Source organism: Campylobacter lari (assembly GCF_004357905.1).
GTDB lineage: Bacteria > Campylobacterota > Campylobacteria > Campylobacterales > Campylobacteraceae > Campylobacter_D > Campylobacter_D lari_D.
The window spans coordinates 51,814-68,641 of the sequence record NZ_SMTT01000002.1; the positions used below are offsets into that span (position 1 = coordinate 51,814).

At 29.4% G+C, this 16,828-nt stretch carries 13 protein-coding genes and 1 other RNA gene; 7 read left to right on the forward strand and 7 right to left on the reverse strand.

Annotated features, from left to right (window positions below):
• Window positions 1–24 precede the first annotated feature (24 nt).
• From E2O22_RS02145 to E2O22_RS02160, 4 genes are read left to right on the forward strand one after another with little or no spacing between them, the layout of a single operon-like run.
• Window positions 25–363 carry a hypothetical protein gene (locus E2O22_RS02145; RefSeq protein ID WP_133319030.1) on the forward strand — a complete coding sequence of 113 codons (339 nt, stop codon included), beginning with the start codon at window positions 25–27 and terminating at the stop codon, window positions 361–363.
• A 3-nt stretch (window positions 364–366) separates the two neighbouring features.
• Complete coding sequence (gene fliK, locus E2O22_RS02150; protein WP_133319031.1) at window positions 367–2,040, forward strand: flagellar hook-length control protein FliK; 1,674 nt, start codon at window positions 367–369, stop codon at window positions 2,038–2,040.
• 50 nt (window positions 2,041–2,090) lie between these two features.
• The gene (locus E2O22_RS08180) at window positions 2,091–3,098 is read left to right on the forward strand and encodes a flagellar hook capping FlgD N-terminal domain-containing protein (protein ID WP_165955262.1); all 1,008 of its coding nucleotides are present in this window, start codon (window positions 2,091–2,093) and stop codon (window positions 3,096–3,098) included.
• Window positions 3,099–3,102: 4 nt separating this feature from the next.
• Window positions 3,103–4,728 (forward strand): flagellar hook protein FlgE, encoded by a 1,626-nt coding sequence (locus E2O22_RS02160; RefSeq protein ID WP_133319032.1) that lies wholly within the window; start codon window positions 3,103–3,105, stop codon window positions 4,726–4,728.
• A 10-nt stretch (window positions 4,729–4,738) separates the two neighbouring features.
• Here E2O22_RS02160 and E2O22_RS02165 read toward each other — a convergent pair whose 3' ends face one another.
• Entirely contained in the window at window positions 4,739–5,182 is a 444-nt protein-coding gene (locus tag E2O22_RS02165) for a hypothetical protein (RefSeq protein WP_133319033.1), read from the reverse strand.
• Window positions 5,183–5,234: 52 nt separating this feature from the next.
• On the opposite strand from E2O22_RS02165, the gene ffs reads away from it, so the two are divergent.
• Window positions 5,235–5,332, forward strand: an RNA gene (ffs, locus tag E2O22_RS02170) — signal recognition particle sRNA small type.
• 3 nt (window positions 5,333–5,335) lie between these two features.
• Here the strand turns inward: ffs and E2O22_RS02175 are convergent.
• The 4 genes from E2O22_RS02175 to E2O22_RS02190 form a co-directional block, all read right to left on the reverse strand.
• Window positions 5,336–6,559 (reverse strand): HD domain-containing protein, encoded by a 1,224-nt coding sequence (locus E2O22_RS02175; protein ID WP_133319034.1) that lies wholly within the window; start codon window positions 6,557–6,559, stop codon window positions 5,336–5,338.
• Between the two features lie 83 nt (window positions 6,560–6,642).
• Complete coding sequence (locus E2O22_RS02180) at window positions 6,643–7,623, reverse strand: ABC transporter ATP-binding protein (protein WP_133319035.1); 981 nt, start codon at window positions 7,621–7,623, stop codon at window positions 6,643–6,645.
• Window positions 7,623–9,206, reverse strand: a complete 1,584-nt coding sequence (locus E2O22_RS02185; RefSeq protein ID WP_133319036.1) for an ABC transporter permease — start codon at window positions 9,204–9,206, stop codon at window positions 7,623–7,625. The genes E2O22_RS02180 and E2O22_RS02185 overlap by 1 nt, the downstream gene beginning before the upstream one ends.
• 19 nt (window positions 9,207–9,225) lie before the next feature.
• Window positions 9,226–10,230, reverse strand: a complete 1,005-nt coding sequence (locus tag E2O22_RS02190) for an extracellular solute-binding protein (RefSeq protein ID WP_133319037.1) — start codon at window positions 10,228–10,230, stop codon at window positions 9,226–9,228.
• Window positions 10,231–10,420: 190 nt separating this feature from the next.
• Between E2O22_RS02190 and cgb the strand changes: the two genes are divergently transcribed.
• Complete coding sequence (gene cgb / locus E2O22_RS02195; protein ID WP_133319038.1) at window positions 10,421–10,849, forward strand: single-domain globin Cgb; 429 nt, start codon at window positions 10,421–10,423, stop codon at window positions 10,847–10,849.
• Window positions 10,850–10,873: 24 nt separating this feature from the next.
• Here cgb and E2O22_RS02200 read toward each other — a convergent pair whose 3' ends face one another.
• A complete protein-coding gene (locus E2O22_RS02200) occupies window positions 10,874–11,347 on the reverse strand; it encodes a GlcG/HbpS family heme-binding protein (RefSeq protein WP_133319039.1) in 474 nt (157 codons plus the stop codon).
• Between the two features lie 9 nt (window positions 11,348–11,356).
• On the reverse strand, window positions 11,357–12,985 hold the full coding sequence (locus E2O22_RS02205; RefSeq protein ID WP_133319040.1) for a multidrug ABC transporter permease/ATP-binding protein: 1,629 nt from the start codon (window positions 12,983–12,985) through the stop codon (window positions 11,357–11,359).
• A gap of 164 nt (window positions 12,986–13,149) precedes the next feature.
• Here E2O22_RS02205 and E2O22_RS02210 point away from each other — a divergent pair, with 164 nt between their 5' ends.
• Window positions 13,150–16,818, forward strand: a complete 3,669-nt coding sequence (locus E2O22_RS02210) for a two-partner secretion domain-containing protein (RefSeq protein WP_133319041.1) — start codon at window positions 13,150–13,152, stop codon at window positions 16,816–16,818.
• Window positions 16,819–16,828: the final 10 nt, after the last annotated feature.

The following is a 16,828-nucleotide window of genomic DNA, read 5'->3' on the forward strand; positions in this document are numbered from 1 at the left end:
AGAATTATTTTTAAGGAGAAAAATATGTCAAACCTAAATACTCAAATCTTTAACGCTAACTTAGAAAAACAAGGAACTTCAGTTTTAAATAGTAAGCATTTTATGGAACTTTTAAATTATTTAGAAGTTATAAATTCAAATGAAGAAAAAGAATTAAATTATGCAAAACTTTCAAGCAAAGTAAGTGAAATTTTAGATGATGCGCAAAATGAAAATGCGGTTTTAAATGCTAAAAACATAGAAGAATTATTAGTGATATTTAAAAATTTTAATCTTACTCATGAAAATTTAAAACTTGATTGTGCAGCACAATTACAAAATTTATTTCCAAATTTAGCAAAAAATAATTTTTTAGTAGGTTAATTAATGTCTAATATCCAAGCTAGTGATGCTTTAAACTTACTAAGCATCACTCCACAGAATGAAAACCCAAGTAAAGAAAACACTAGCTCACAAAGTGATGGCGAGGAATTTTTAAATTCCTTATTGCAAGCAATAAATGAAAAAGATGGAAGTTTACCAAAAGATTTCAAGACTCCACAAAAAGATGATAAAGTTAATGATAAAATTTTAAAAGATGATGTCAAAGATAAAATACCGCTGGATGAAAAAGATGCTTTGAAGCTTTTTGAGGGTGCAAATTTTATGCAAATTCTTTCTTTATTGGAGGTTTTACAAAGCGATAGCAAGGATATAAAACTAAACAAACTTGTCCAAGATAATACTGCTATTTTAGCTCTTGAAAAAAACCTACACAAGCTAAAAAATATAAAAAATATTAATGAGCTTTTTAATGTGGCAAAAGAGCTTGGATTAAACATCAAAAATATAAAATTTGAACAAATTAAAGATTTAAAAGAAGCTTTTCCAAATCTTGATAAAAAAGGTTTTTTTGAAATACCAAAACAAAATAATAATACTAATGTTTTTCAAGATTTAATCAATCAAAAAATTACCAAGCTTTTAAAAGAAGAACCAAATACAAGCAAAAATATAAAAAGCAAAGAAAACGAAGGTGTGTCTTTGCTTTCTTCTGCTTTAAAAAATATAGAACTTCCAAAAAAAGATATAAAAACACAAGCAAAAGAAAACATTCAAAATATAGATTTTAAAGAAAAATTAGTAGAAAAAATTCAAATTCAAGATGAAAAAGAAATAAAAAACGCAAAAAATATCCAAAATACAACAACAAAATTCAATGAAAAACTAAGTGATATTGAGTTAATTAATCTTACTCAAAACACAAACCTAAAAAAAGATATTAAAGAAAAAGAAAAGCTAGATTTTAAAGAAATATTAAAGAATGAAAAACTAACTACTAGCGAAGATAGCTTTAGTAAAAAAATAAGTTCTGTTTTAGAAAATTCAAAAGATTTAAAAACTGAATTAACAAATATAAAAAATACTCAAAATATACAAAATCAAAATCAAGATTTAAAAATTAACTTAGAAAATCTATTAGCCCCTCAAGATAAACATTTAAAAATAGATAAAAATAATCAAAATATAGATAATTTTAGTGATATTTTTAAACACACAAAAGAGTTTTCAAAAGATGAAAATGATCATAGTGAAGAGAATTTAAATTCTTATGTAAGGGAAATGAATAGGGTTTCTAATAATTTTATAAAAAATCAAAATATTCCTATAAAAGAAACTTTCAATGATTTTGCCCAAGAATTTAAAGAAAAACTAGAAAGCTACAAAGCACCTATAACTCGCTTTAGTATAACTCTTAATCCACATAATCTTGGAGAAGTAGAAGTAACTTTAGTCCAAAGGGGTTCAAATTTAAATATTAGCTTTAACTCTAATCAAAATACCCTAAATCTTTTTATACAACATCAAGCTGAGTTTAAAAATGCTCTTGTAAATATGGGATTTACAAATTTAGAAATGAATTTTAGTAATCAAGAAAGAAAAGAACAAAGCAATCCGCAAAGACAAAAAAACAACAATAGTAAAGAAGATAAGGTGAATTTTGAAAAAGAAATTCAAGAAAAACCAAGCTTAGAAATGGTTTTAGCAAAATATTTTTAAATGGAATATTTTTTGCTTTGAGCTTTAAAAATATATAAAAAAGGATTTTTATGTCAAATATAAACACACAAACCCTTCAAGGTCCTTTAGCAACGCTTAATGCTAAAGATATGCCAAATGCTAAAGGAAGCACTAGAGCCGGTGAAGGTGATAGCGGGTTGATTTACAACCCTGGGGCAGAACTTGACAAGGATGCGTTTTTAAAGCTTCTTTTAATAGAACTCCAACATCAAGATCCAACAGATCCTATGGATACTGAAAAAATGCTTACCCAAACAGCACAACTTTCAGCACTTGAAATGCAAGATAATACTAATAAAACCATGACTCAACTTGTAGCTGCGATGACAAAACTACAAAATTCTATTGCAGCAAGCACAGGTATGAGCGCACTAGCTGCAGTTGGAAAGCTTGCAACAGTTAAAGATAATTACCTTGTAGTGGCAGATGATGATATACAATTTCAAATTAATATGTATTTACCACAAGAACCACAAAAAGGTAAAAAGACTGATATTGATATTGAAGGTTTTGAGCTTAAGAAAAATGGCGAAGATAAACTAGATATAACAGGTAAGGTAGATAAAGAAATAGCTGAACCTGGAGAAACTATACATATAAAATTAAAAGATGACAAAGGTCAAGAAGAAACGGTTCAAGCAGTAGTTGGAGAAGATCAAACATTTAAAATAGTAGGACATACCCCAAGTGTTGATATCAAAACAGCAAAAATTGATTCAGCTTATAAATCAGACAGCACACCTGTAACATTTACTATTTATAATGAAGCAGGAGATCCTGTAAGAACAATGAGTGTTAAAGATATGAGTGCTGGTATGAAACAAATCGTTTGGGATAGAACAGATGATAGTGGAAGTCCTGTACCATCTGGAAAATACTATGTAAGAGCAAGCTATATAGGTGAAGATGGCACAACCGTTAATTCAACTTATGGTGCTTATCCTATCACTGGAGTTAAATTTGAAGAAGGTGAAGCTCTAGTTGGTATGGGCGGTAGTTGGGTTAAATGGGAAGATATTAAAGAGATTACAGGATAAAGTCATGTTTACAGCATTTTACAATGGAGTAAATGGAGTAAAATCCCAAAGTTATGGTATAGACAATACCGCTCATAATATAAGCAATGTCAATACAGTCGGTTTTAAATACTCTGATGTGGCATTTAAAGATGTATTTTATAGCACCATAACAACACAATCATATAACAAAGGTCAAACTGGTTATGGTAGTGTAGCAGGAGCTACTAATGATATTTTTGAACAAGGTCCGTTAGTTTCTACTGATAATGAATTTGATGTAGCAATTGCTGGAAAAGGCTTTTTTGGTGTAAGTAATGCCAATGGGGTTTATTATACTAGAAATGGTGCTTTTAAACCTGATGCAAATGGATTTTTAGTAGATTCAAATGGAAATTATGTACTTGGAACTATGAATCCATCATTACAAGAAATTCAACTAAGTGATAGAGTTTCTAATATGTTTGGTCAGATTATGGGACAAAAAGTCACTACAGCTTGGAGTGGAACACCTGGACAGAATTTACAAATGGGTGGAGTTAATACTCAAGGACCTATTTCTGTACCTAAAAATCTTTACTTACCACCTCAACCAACGCAAAATATAACTTGGAGTGGAAATTTAGACACAAGCACCAAAACAGAAGCAGTAAATGTAGATGTAGATGCTTCTAAATTTGAATTTAGTAAAAATGAAGATGGTAGTGTAAAAATTTCAGGTAGTGTAAAAGATGAACAAATTTATGGTATAAAACCTGGCGATACTATATATTTTAAAATCACTGATGAAAAGGGTGCTAGTCAAACATTACAAGCTACTTTAGATGAAAATTTAGCTTTTAGTATCGACAATCAAAAACTAGATAAAGTCGATTTAGAAACAGCCAAATTAGAATCATCTCACTTAAGTGTTGAAAAAGAAGTAGCTGATAGCACAGAACTTTCTGCAAAATTAATAAATCCTGATGGATCTATTAGTTGGGTAAAAGTTAAATTAGATAGAGTTTTACCGCAAAATGGTACAGATTTAGAATACAAAGCTGTTGCACAAGTGTATGATAATGATGGCAATAAAATAGGTGGAACAACTGAAGGTTTAATCACTTTTAACGAATCTGGAGCTTTAGTATCTAACACCTTAAATTCAGTAGATAATAATGGCACAAGGGTTAATATAAATCTTGGTTCTTATTATGATCCAAATATACCAAATTCAGGCTATGATGGGCTTCATGCTTTACAAAACAAACAACCTTCAGTGCATACACAAACAGATGGTAAGGGCGAGGGGTTTTTAAATAATTATTCTATTAACACAGATGGTACTATCATCGCCACTTTTACCAATGGAGATCAAATAGCTATGGCAAAACTTGCTTTGTTTAATTTTACAAACGAACAAGGTTTGGAAAAGCTAGGGGAAAATCTTTATGGGCAAACAGGAAATAGCGGTAATCCAACTTTTTTACTTGATGCTAATGGAAATTTCAGCACAGCAACTTTTAAAGGTTCTTATTTAGAGCAATCTAATGTAGATTTATCGGTAGCTTTTACTAACTTAATCACTCTACAAAAAGCTTATGATTCAAGTAGTAAAAGTATCACAACAGCCGATCAAATGATACAAAAAGCAATCAACATGAAACGCTAATTTTAGCTTTTCATGTTTTATTTATATTTTTTTGCTCTAAGATATATTTTACCTCTTGCTCAAAAAATTCATACACCCTAAGCTGAACCAAAGATTCTTCTTCATTTTTATCTATTAAACGCTCAAGTTTATCAAATTTTATCTTTTGTATATATCTTGGATTTTTTTTCAAAAGCAAAGCAATATTTTTAAGTAAAGTATCCAAACTAAGCTCACTTTTTAAAACTCTATCTACATATTCTTTAGAAGTTTGCACCAAAATTGCTTGCCTGCTTTTATCTTTTGGATAAATTTCACTAGCAATATCAGCCAAAACTTGCCAAATTTCTGCTTTTATATTTTTATTTGCCACAATAATAGCCGCAAAAGATTTTGCTCTAAATTCTAAAGACAGATGACTAGGAACAAAAAATTCTCTAAATTTAGATAAAAAATTTGCAAATATACTCAACATACTTCACCTCAATGTTTTTTAAGATATTTTAAGATATTATTTCAACTGCCTTCTCTTAGACCTGTGCAATGCTATTTTTAAGCACCGCTTCAGGGTGGGAACACAGCAGAGCACTTAGACTTAGTGTGTGCCGCAGTCATCTGGGAGAGGGTTTTAAAGTTTAAAATACCCTTTAATATCCTCACAAATTCTAAAGAAATTTACCCCATTAATAGTCGGATTTGTTTTAAAATACTCATACATTCCCACAAAACCACTTTCAAGCTCTTTAGACTTTACTCCATAGCTAATCGATAAAGCCGCTTCTATAAAAGCTGCTAGCTTATCACAATACTTCAAAGCCTTTCCATCAATAGCCTTAAAACGATCCTCATTAACCGCATCTAAACTACCACTATAAACACTTGGCTTGTTATTAAAAATACGATTTTCAAATTCATTTTTTACAAAGGCACTTTCTTCATTTTGTCCTTCTCTAATACCAAGTATATAACTAAATTCTTCTCTAAAAGATAGTGGTATAAAAGGTAAAATTTTCTCATTAATAAGTTTCATTTCATACTCATTGATGATTTCATTTAAACCATCTATGCCATATTTTACCGGAGAGATAATATCTCTAGTTAAACTTTCGGGTAAATCATGAAACAAAGCACAATAAAAATTGCTTTCTATCCTACCATCGCATGCTTTTACTTCTAAAGAATAAAAATAAGACAAAATAGCTACCACAAGCATATGTCCTAAAACCGCAGTTTCTGGAATCCTTGGAGTTTGTGCCCATCTTTTTTGAAAACGCAAGCGTCCGCTTAGATCGATTATTTTAGAAATTTTTCGATTAAGGGCTATTTTTCTTGCGCCAATTAACTCATAATAATCTTCTAATTCTTCTTCAACCTTAGCCTTAATCTCATCAATATCACTTAAAAATGAACTAGTTTGATAAACTATATTAAACTCCCACCTTGTCGCAAAATACGAAGCAGCTTTTAAAACAAGCCTTTCTTTTGCACAATCTTTACCTTGCAAAAAAAGCTCATAGCGTTTTAAAAACTCACCATTTTCAATATCTTGAATCATCGGTGCGATTTTACTTAACACCCAAGCACTTACTTGCTCATTTTTTGCACGCGTTATCTCATGATACACATCAGGGCGTATATCAGTCACTACCACCCTACTTAAAAACTCAAAAATTCCTGCTTCTATGATAAAACGCATATTGACATCTTTTTCCATTTTAGCAATGAAATAAGCAATGATAAATTTATGTGCTTGTTTATCAAGCTCGACTAAATTTGTCATTCTAGGATAATCATTCCACCTTGATATAGAAGCAGCTTTAAAAATATGCTCTATCAATTCTACACTAATCATTTATTTCCTTTTTTTGCTGTGATTTTACTTTATTTTATAATCTTTAGCAAATTTTAGATATGCTTGAAAATGAATTAGAGTGATTAAAAGCTTTCTATATCACTTAACTTAAGATAAACCTCATCATTTTTACTAAGCTCTTTATGATGATAAATGCTAAAAATATGTCCTTCCAAACTCACGCCTAGCTCATAAAAATCCCCATAAAACACACATTCTAAAACGCTAGCCTTTAAAGGAGTTTGTGAGGTTGAAATTTGTATATCATTAGGGCGTAAAATGCCATTTTTACTTTGTAAATATGCTTTAAAATTCTCATCTAAAATTGTATTTGGATCTATAAAAAATGCTTCGCCCAAAAAACAAGCACTATCTATATTTTTAGGCTTATAAAAAAGCTCTTTAGCACTTCCATAGTCTAAAATTTTTCCATCCTTAATCAAAGCGATATTGTCTGATAAATAAAAAGCATCGTCTTTATCATGCGTAACAAAAATAGCACTAAGCTTATGCTCTTTTAAAATATTTTTGATTTCTTTGCGCATTTTAACGCTTAAAGTGTGATTTAAATTTGAAAAAGGTTCATCAAAAAGTATAATTTTTGGTCTTGCAACTATGGTTCTTGCTAGTGCTACTCTTTGAGCTTGCCCACCGCTTAGCTCATTTGGATAGCGTTTTAAAAGTGTATTTAAATTTAAAATTTCCAAAACCTCATCAAGCCTTTGTTTTTGCTCGTTTTTACCTAAAGAGCTTATACCAAAGCATATATTTTCTTCTACATTTAAGTGCGGAAACAAAGCATAATCTTGAAACAAAACCCCCACATCACGCTCTTGTGGGGCTAAATACATACTCTTAGAAGCAACTAGTTTATCCCCTATATAAATACTACCATCATTGATTTCAAAAAAACCCGCTATACAACCAAGCAAAGAACTCTTACCACAGCCACTTTCTCCCAAAATACTGACAATCTCGCCTTCTTTTAAGCTCAAAGAAATTCCCTTTAAGACCTCTATTTTTCCAAAAGATTTGTAAAGATTGTCAATTTTTAAGATTTCCATTATTGTCCTTTTTGGTTGTTTTTATTTTGCAAATAATGCATTAAAAATGTAGGGATAATCCCAAATAACACTATAATCAAAGATGGCAAAGAAACATTATAAATTAACTCATTTTCACTATAAGCAAATACAAGCGATGAAAGCGTTTGAAAACCTGAAGGTGAAAGTATAGTTGAAATAGGCAATTCTTTTAAAATATCCACACAAATAATCACCACAGCCAAAGCTAAATAATGCTTCATCAAAGGAAAATGAATTTGAGTGAAAATTTTAAGTGGTTTTGATTTTAAGGTTAAATTTGCATAGTCTATATTTTTAGAAATTCTCTCATAGCCTGATTGGGTTGCAAAAATTCCAGAAGCTAAAAATCTCACAAAGTATCCAAAAAACAGCACTAAAAATCCACCACCTATGGCATACTCAAAAGACAAAAGATCAAAAATATAATTTAACACACCCAAAATCACTAAAATTCCCACAGCTACCACAGCTCCAGGTAAAGAATACCCCAAAGTCGTAAGCCAAAGGATGATTTTAGAAGCTTTTGTATCGTTTAAACGCACTATAAAACATAAATAAAATGCCACTCCCACAATAGCAAAAGAACTCACCAAAGCCACACTAAGACTATAAAATGCAGGTGTTAAGACATTGCTTAAATTTTGCATAAAATCAAACCCGGCCCAATAAACAAGCCACATAATAGGCACGACAAAGGCTAAAAATGCCACTAAAAAGCACCATAAAAAGGCTAAAAATGCCTTTAAGCCTTTTAACTCATCTTTTGGAGTAGGCAAAAACACATTTTGATTAAAGCCTTTTTTACCTCTTTGAATTTTTTCTAAAAGCATTAAAAGTGCGATAAATACAAGTAAAGTCACGCTTAAAGCCACAGCACTGACTTCATCGCCACCACTTCCCCATGTTCTAAAAATTCCTGCGCTAAAAGTATCTACGCCAAAATACGCCACCAAGCCATAATCACTCAAAACCTCCATAGCCACCAACAGCAAAGCACCCACTATACCCACACGGCAAAATGGCAAAATCACTTTAAAAAATGTTTTTAAATTAGAAGCCTTAAGTGTTTTGGCACTTAAAATGATATTTCCAAGTCCATAAGCAAAGGTATTTTTAGCAAAAAAATACACATAAGGATAAAGAGCAAAAGATAAAATCACAATCACCCCATATGCATTCATGATATCTATACGCCTATCAACACCTAAAAGCGTGGGAATTAAGCCTTGAAATTCAAACAAATCAATCCAAACAAAACCCATTACATAAGAAGGTATAGCCAAAGGTAAAATCAAAAACCATTCAAAAAATTTCGAGCCAAAAAATTTATAAAAAGCTATCAAATAAGCACTAACTAAACCTATAATCAAACACAACACTAAAGTCCCAAACAATATAAAAGCACTACCAAAAATATACCTTGGTAAGACATTTTTACTCAAATGTTTTAAGGTATTAATATCTATAAAAGGAAGGTGTAAAATAATAGCAAGTATAGGCAGTATGATTAAACTACAGAAAAAAAAGGTGGCAAAAGACCACCTTAAACTTAAAAATTTCAAATTTTATTTTTCCTTAAAATTATTTCCATTGAACTTCATCAAAAATCATTAAAGCTTCTTTAGCATTACCCCAATAAGCTTCGAAATTTGGCTTTTCTACTTTAAACTCGCCCCAAGATTGTAAAATTTTAGCAGGTTTTACTTCTTTATTTACTGGATACTCATAGTTTTGGTTTGTTAAAATTTCTTGTGCTTCTTTTGAAAGCATAAACTCGATAAATTTAACCGCAGCTTCTTTATTTTTAGAAGTTTTTAAAACACCTATACCACTTACATTGATATGTGTTCCTCTATCATCTTGGTTTGGAAAAATCACTTTTACTGAATTTGCAGCTTCAACATCTTTAGGATTTTTTGAATTTGCTAAATGTCCTAGATAATAACTATTTGATATAGCCACATCGCCTTCTTTTGCATAGATTGCACGAATTTGATCACGATCCCCACCTTTTGGAGTGCGTGCAAGATTATTTGCTATGCCTTGTGCCCATTCTTTTGCTTTTTCTTTGCCCAAAGTATCTATCATAGCACTTAACAAAGAAATATTATAAACATTATTTGAACTTCTTACTAAAACCTTACCTTTAAATTTAGGATCAGTTAAATCTTCATAAGTTTTAATCTCTCCATCTTTAATTCTATCTTTAGAAGCGATGATGATTCTTGCTCTTGTTGTAAAAGCATACCATTCGTTATTTTTGCCTCTTAGCTCTTTTGGAGAAAGTTTTTCTAGCTCAGGCGAGCTAACTGAAACAAAAAGATTATTTGTGCGAACTTGTTCTAAATTTCCCGCATCAGCAGTCATAAATAAATCTGCTTTTGAATTTTTACCTTCAACTTCTAATCTTTTAGCAAGCTCATTAGCCTTAGCTTGCACCACATTTACACTAATACCTGTTTTTTCTTGAAATAATTTGAAAATTCCTTTATCAGAATCATAATGACGATGAGAATAAATCGTAAGCTCTTGAGCACTTAAGCTCATAGCAGCTAGTAAAGATAGTAAAACTACTTTTGCTTTCATTTTATAAATTTCCTTAATTTTAAATTTTGAAATTGATAAGGATTATTATATTAATAATTCACTTTATATTTACTTAAATTGATATACATAATCAATTTAAAATAAAATAATACAAAATTAACATAAATCAAGATATTTTTTCTCTTATTTTTATATAATCATCAAGAATACAATATACAAAGGAGATAAAATGACACAAGAGCAAATTCAAATCATCAAAGATTGTGTACCAATTTTACAAAAAAATGGTGAAGTTTTGACAAAAGAATTTTATAAAATCATGTTTGAAGAATATCCTGAAGTAAAACCTATGTTTAATATGGAAAAACAAGCTTCAGGCGAGCAACCAAAAGCTTTAGCAATGGCTATTTTAATGGCAGCAAAAAATGTAGAAAATTTAGAAAATATGAGAAGCTTTGTTGATAAAGTAGCTATCACTCATACAAAATTAAATGTCAAAGAAGAGCATTACCCTATAGTAGGTGCTTGTCTTTTAAAGGCTATTAAAGTAGTGTTAAATGCAGATGAAACTACACTAAAAGCTTGGGAAGAAGCTTACAAAGCTATCGCACAATTTTACATAAACATTGAAAAAGAAATTTATGCAAAAGCTAAGTGACAATAGGCTTTGATTTTTCAAAGCCTATTTTAAAAACGCTATCCCCGCTTTTGCTATTTTTACATCCTCATCTAAGTGTGCTCCACCCACACCTATACCACCAACAACAACTCCATCTATAAAAATCGGTACCCCACCAGGCATAATAGAAAACTTATCATCTAAATAACGAATATCTTCAGGTATTTTACCCTCTTTTACACCTTTAAAAATAACTGCTGTTTCTCTTTTTTGCGAAGTGGCTGTGTAGGCTTTTTTATAACTAGCATTAATCGTATGCACACCTGCTTTATCATCTCTTAAAACTGCTAAAATTTGACCAGATTTATCTACTATGGTAATACTTACATGAAAGCCATTTTTTCTTGCTTCTTTCTTTGCAAGATCCAAAATCCCTTCAACCATTTGCGAAGTTAGAACAGGCTCTTTTACAAGCTCAAAAGATTTTGCCATCAAACTTACTCCTAAAAATAAACATAAAATAAATAATTTTTTCATTTTTATCCTTTAAAATTTTTCTACTGCATTTTTTGCTAGTTCTTTAATATCGCCTTTTAATTCACAAATTTGACCATTTTGTGCGAGTAAAATTCTATCAGCCATGTCAAAATATACTTCATCATGTGTTATAGCAAATATTGTAATGCCTTTTTGCTTTAAAAGTGGCAAAAGCTTAGTATAAAAAAACTTTCTAAACATAGGATCTTGATCAGCTGCCCACTCATCTAAGATTAAAATATCTCTTTTTTCAAGTAAAGCATTAAGCATAGCAAGGCGCTTTTTTTGTCCAGCCGAGAGCTTTATAGTGCTAAAAGTATTTTCCACAAGCTCTACTTTTTCATTTAGTTCTAAAATTTCAAGCCAGTATACCAAGTCTTCTTTGCTAAATTTCTCATCTTCTAAAACATGCTCAAATAAATGAAAATCACTAAAAATCGCACTAATTAAACTTCTATATTCATAAATATTTTCTGAAGTTATTTTTTCATCATCTAAAAAAATATCCCCTTTAAAGTCTATAAAAAGTCCTGCTAAAATCATAGAAAAAGTAGATTTACCACTACCATTTTTCCCTATTAAAAATACGCATTCGCCCTTTTTAAGCTCAAAATTTACAGGTTTTAGTGCAAAATTTTCATTATAAGAAAAAGATACATCTTTAAAACAAAGTTTTTGCCAAGTTTTTTTATTTTGACTAATTTTAAACTCATGAGAATAATTTTCTAAATTTAAATTTGAAATTTTATCTAAAGCGATTTTTGCCATCATAAGCGTAGGAAAACTTCCTATCATAGCTCCAAGTGGCGATCTTAAAAAAAGCACACTTAAAGCAATAGTAGTAGCACTTTGCAAACTAGCAAGTTCATAGCTTAAAGCTATATAAAACTCCACTCCTACTAAAGCTAGCATGGCGCTATTGCTCCAATTATTAGATAAGATATGTAAAATATTTCCTATAGTGGAGCTTTTTTTCTTTTTTAGAGCATTTTTTTCAAACTCGTTTTCATAATAATACTTTGCCCTTAAAGGATTTAAGGTTAATTCTTTATGCCCTTGTAAAATATTTTGATAGTTTTTTTGCAAAGCATCATCATTTTCCCTAGCATTTTTAAAATAAAAATACACCTTGCTCATTAAAAAATTATCCACCAAAAAAACGCACACTATCCACACAAAACACAAAAAGAAAATTTCTAAAGAAAGATAAGCTATATAAGCACTTACACAAATAATCAAAACACTTGATTGTATGAATTCAGGAAGTCTTAAAAGTCCAAAAGAAATACTACGCACATCATTATTCAAAGAAGCCAAAATCTTTGCTTTAGTAGTATTTAAAATACTCAAAACACTTGTATCTAAAATTTGCTTTACAACCCTTCTTTGCATTTTAAAAATAAAACTTTGTCCAAACGAGCTTAAAGCAATTTCTACAAAAGAAGAACTCGCAAAAAATACAAGCAACAAAAGCACAAAATACACGATAATATTTGAGTTTTCAAGATTAGCTTTTAATAAAAATTCATTGATAAAAACTAAAGTCAATACACCTAATATACTCGTAAAAATACTAAAAAGCAAAAAAAGAATGATTTTTAATTTGCTTTCTTTAAATAAAAAAACTAAAAATTTCATTTAATCTAAACCTTAACTCTAAAAGCAAATTATATAACAAAAATATGCATAATAAATTATTTATATTGTTTATGTTTATTTATTTTTATTTAACTATAAATAAATTTTGTTATAATATATTTAAAAATTACATATTGATATTAATAATTATTTAAGGATAGCTGATGTCTAGTTTTTCTAACCATATTCTTTTATCTGGTATTGTTATTTCTATCTTATTTGATCAAAGTCTAGCGCTACCTAGTGGTGGTAAATTTACACATGGAACTAGTGGTTCTATTAGCATAAATGATAATCATATGAATATCCACGGAAATGGGCAAAATTCTGTAATACAATGGGGGGGGGGATTTAGCATAGGCAAAAATGAAAGTGTAAATTTTAATGGAAGCAATAAAAACTACCTAAACATTGCTCATGGGACAAGCAAATCTACCATAGAAGGTTTATTAAATGCAAGTGGCAATAATGTCTTTTTAATCAATCCTAATGGAGTAATCATAACTAAAACAGGAACTATCAATGCTAATCGCTTTGTGGCTTCAACCTCATCAATAAGTTCTGATGAAATACAAAAATTTGCAAATGGAAAAACAAACACCATACAATCACCCATTATAAAATTAGATAAAAACAATGGCAATGTAGTTAATATGGGAAATATTAACGCTGAAGAAGTTGTCTTTATAGGAAATAAAATTTTATTAAATTCAAATATTAAAAATTCAAATGATTTATTAACCAAAATCAACTCAAAAAACATCAAACTTATAGGAAACGAAATAGACATTGATACATCAAATATAAACGCAAATTCTTTATCAAAATTAGAAGTAAGTGCTAAAGAAAGAGGTTCTATATATTTAAATGCTAGTGGATATTACTACGATCCTAATTCTTTTGCAGTTTTTGATAAACTTAAACAAGCTGATTTTCAAAATATAAAACATAATAATAACTCCTTTAACATATATGATTTTGTAGGAATATCTTCAGATGTTGATTGGTGGCATTTTGCCAAAGGTTGGAATGAAAATAAAAAAGATTTTAGAAATACAGCTGTTGAATACAGACTAACAAATGATATAGATTTTAAAGGAAAAAACTATGCAAATTACTGTATAGAAGGATATGGTTGCACCAATATGATAGTAGGATATAAAGATCCTATTTACAATGATAATTGGGAAATTATAGAAGATAATAGCTTTTATAATAAAATTTTTGACGGACAAAATTTTGCTTTAAAAAATATATTCATAGATACAAATGTATTATCAGATTCTTTAAGATATGTTGGTATATTTGGAAATGCTAATGGTTCTGAATTTAAAAATATAATAATTGATTATAACGATAATTCTATTCTATCAAACTCAATGTATACTGGAGGTTTTGTAGGATATGCAAGTGGTGGCAGTAAATTTGAAAATATAGAGTTAAAAAATATCTCTAAAATCTCTACACAAAATAAAAACAATCTCTACGCAGGAGGTTTTATAGGATATGTTAATGGTGCTAACTTTAACAAGATTGATATAAAATCAATAGGAGAAATCAGCGGTATTAGCCTTGAAAATAGATCACATATTGGAGGTTTTGTAGGTGGAATTAACAATGGAAAATTTGAAAATATAAACATATCACAAATAAATAAAATTATTAATGATAAAACAACAAAAGCAACATATACGGGTGGTTTTGCCGGAGAAGTATGGGGAGGAAAATTTAGCAATATCGATATAAGACAAATTGATGAAATTAATGGAGGTTTTGTTACAGGTGGTTTTTCAGGTAATATAGGCTATGCTGATCTTGAAAATATAAATTTAGATATAAACAACATAACCTCCACTTTTACTACTTTACGCCATACTTATGCTGGCGGGTTTGTAGGAAGTATTGATTCTGGTGATACTTATTTTAAAAACATCAATGTGCGTGTTAAAAATGTAAAAAGCATTAGTCAAGATAACAAAGATGGCTCATTGGAAGAAGATTTTTTTGATACAGGAAATGCTTATGCTGGCGGGTTTGTAGGTTTTGCTAATGGAGGTGTTTTTGATAATATTAGCATAGAAGCTGAAAAAATAGAAAGCATTAATAATAACTCCATGGAAGGCACTCGTGCTGCAAGCGGTGGCTTTGCAGGAAAAATAGAAGGATATAGAAGTGATAATTTATCTCTTTCAAATATCACAATAAAAAATATTGACACTATTTCAGGCAAGATTGAAAAAGACAAAAGCGGAATGGTGAATGTTGGAGGTTTTGCAGGATGGATTCAAAAAGAAGGTAAGGGAAGTTTTTCTAACATAAGCATATATGATATAAAAAATATACAAGCTTATGGACAAAAAGACTTTGCCAATGCTGCTGGGTTTATCGGATATATTGAAGGGCGTTCAATGTTTCAAAAATTTAATTTAGATTTTAAAAATATATATTTATTTTTTGAAAATGACTCCCAAATACAATCTTTTGCAAGTGATGGTAAAAATTTAAGTGGAAAATTTATTAGTGCCTATAACGATAAAAATGTAAATTTAGCTTTTAAGAATATACATATTTATCATCATGAAAATGATTTTAATGATGTTTTTAGCGACTTAAAATTATGGAAAGATATGAAAATTAATATTCATACTTATAATGATGATAATAAAAATTTAAAATTTGAAGATTTTTTAAGTAAAGATAATACAATAGCAAGACCTATTATAGAACTACCAAAAAAACCAGATTTTTCAAATAAAATAGAAATTAATTACCCAAATATAGACAATATCATACAAGAAGAAGCCATCCTTGGTAAAGATGATTTATATGAAGATGTCATCAAAAATGAAATTCTAGCAGATCTTATCAATCAGCATTATAAAATATATATTGATGTTTTATTGGATATGTTAGCAGAAAAAGATTATAATCTAATGACAGAAGATGAAAAAGTAGATTTTGTGGCAAAATACTTCATCAAAGATACAGCAAATAATAAATCACAAGCCTTGAAGATAGTTCAAAGTTTAGATTTTATAATGGCTTATCAAAACAACGGATTAAATAATGCAAATAATGATAAATTTGAAGAAGGTGTAAAAGATTTTTATCAAAACAATATAAAATCAAATATAGACAAAACAATTGAGAAAAAAATAAGTATATTAGAAATTCTAAAAGGAGAATTAAAAGATATAGTTTTAAATTCACAACAACTTCTAAAAGAATTGGAAAATATAAAATTACAACTTCAAATAGCAGAAAAATCTTATAATGACTATATAAAAAACAATTCTTCACTAGATCCTAATAAGCTAGCTCAATTACTTAAAAATATCAATATGCTAGAAAAACAACAAGAAACAATAGCTTCCAAATTAGGATTAGCAGAAATTAAAAATAAAATAGAATATCAACACAATAAAGGTAGTTTTTTAATAATGGGAGATTATCAATATGACTTATATAAACCTATTTTAGAAAGCATTGATCTAACACCTAGCATTCCTGTTGAACCTGATTTACCTTGGACCGATCTAACACCTAGTATTCCTGTTGAACCTGATTTACCTTGGACTGATCTAACACCTAGTATTCCTAGCATTCCTACACTAGAAAACAATCAAGCAAAATCAAGTTTAAACAATAATCAAAACTATCCTGCAATGATTAATGACAATATTGCTAATTTATTTTTATTTAATTCTTTAGGAGATGATTTAGTTAAAGATGAAATAATAATCAAAGAAATTGGGGAACTTGATATAGAAGCTCGCAAAAAAACTTGTATTGTAAGCGATGGGTTTAAAGCTATGAACCCATGTGCTAATTAAAGAAAGTTAA

Bases quoted from the DNA above. Each gene is read 5' to 3' on its own strand.
- fliK (WP_133319031.1), top strand. From the start codon at position 367: ATGTCTAATATCCAAGCTAGTGATGCTTTAAACTTACTAAGCATCACT.
- E2O22_RS08180 (WP_165955262.1), top strand. From the start codon at position 2,091: ATGTCAAATATAAACACACAAACCCTTCAAGGTCCTTTAGCAACGCTT.
- cgb (WP_133319038.1), top strand. From the start codon at position 10,421: ATGACACAAGAGCAAATTCAAATCATCAAAGATTGTGTACCAATTTTA.
- E2O22_RS02165 (WP_133319033.1), bottom strand. From the start codon at position 5,182: ATGTTGAGTATATTTGCAAATTTTTTATCTAAATTTAGAGAATTTTTT.
- E2O22_RS02180 (WP_133319035.1), bottom strand. From the start codon at position 7,623: ATGGAAATCTTAAAAATTGACAATCTTTACAAATCTTTTGGAAAAATA.
- E2O22_RS02160 (WP_133319032.1), top strand. From the start codon at position 3,103: ATGTTTACAGCATTTTACAATGGAGTAAATGGAGTAAAATCCCAAAGT.
- E2O22_RS02145 (WP_133319030.1), top strand. From the start codon at position 25: ATGTCAAACCTAAATACTCAAATCTTTAACGCTAACTTAGAAAAACAA.
- E2O22_RS02200 (WP_133319039.1), bottom strand. From the start codon at position 11,347: ATGAAAAAATTATTTATTTTATGTTTATTTTTAGGAGTAAGTTTGATG.
- E2O22_RS02175 (WP_133319034.1), bottom strand. From the start codon at position 6,559: ATGATTAGTGTAGAATTGATAGAGCATATTTTTAAAGCTGCTTCTATA.
- E2O22_RS02210 (WP_133319041.1), top strand. From the start codon at position 13,150: ATGTCTAGTTTTTCTAACCATATTCTTTTATCTGGTATTGTTATTTCT.
- E2O22_RS02190 (WP_133319037.1), bottom strand. From the start codon at position 10,230: ATGAAAGCAAAAGTAGTTTTACTATCTTTACTAGCTGCTATGAGCTTA.
- E2O22_RS02205 (WP_133319040.1), bottom strand. From the start codon at position 12,985: ATGAAATTTTTAGTTTTTTTATTTAAAGAAAGCAAATTAAAAATCATT.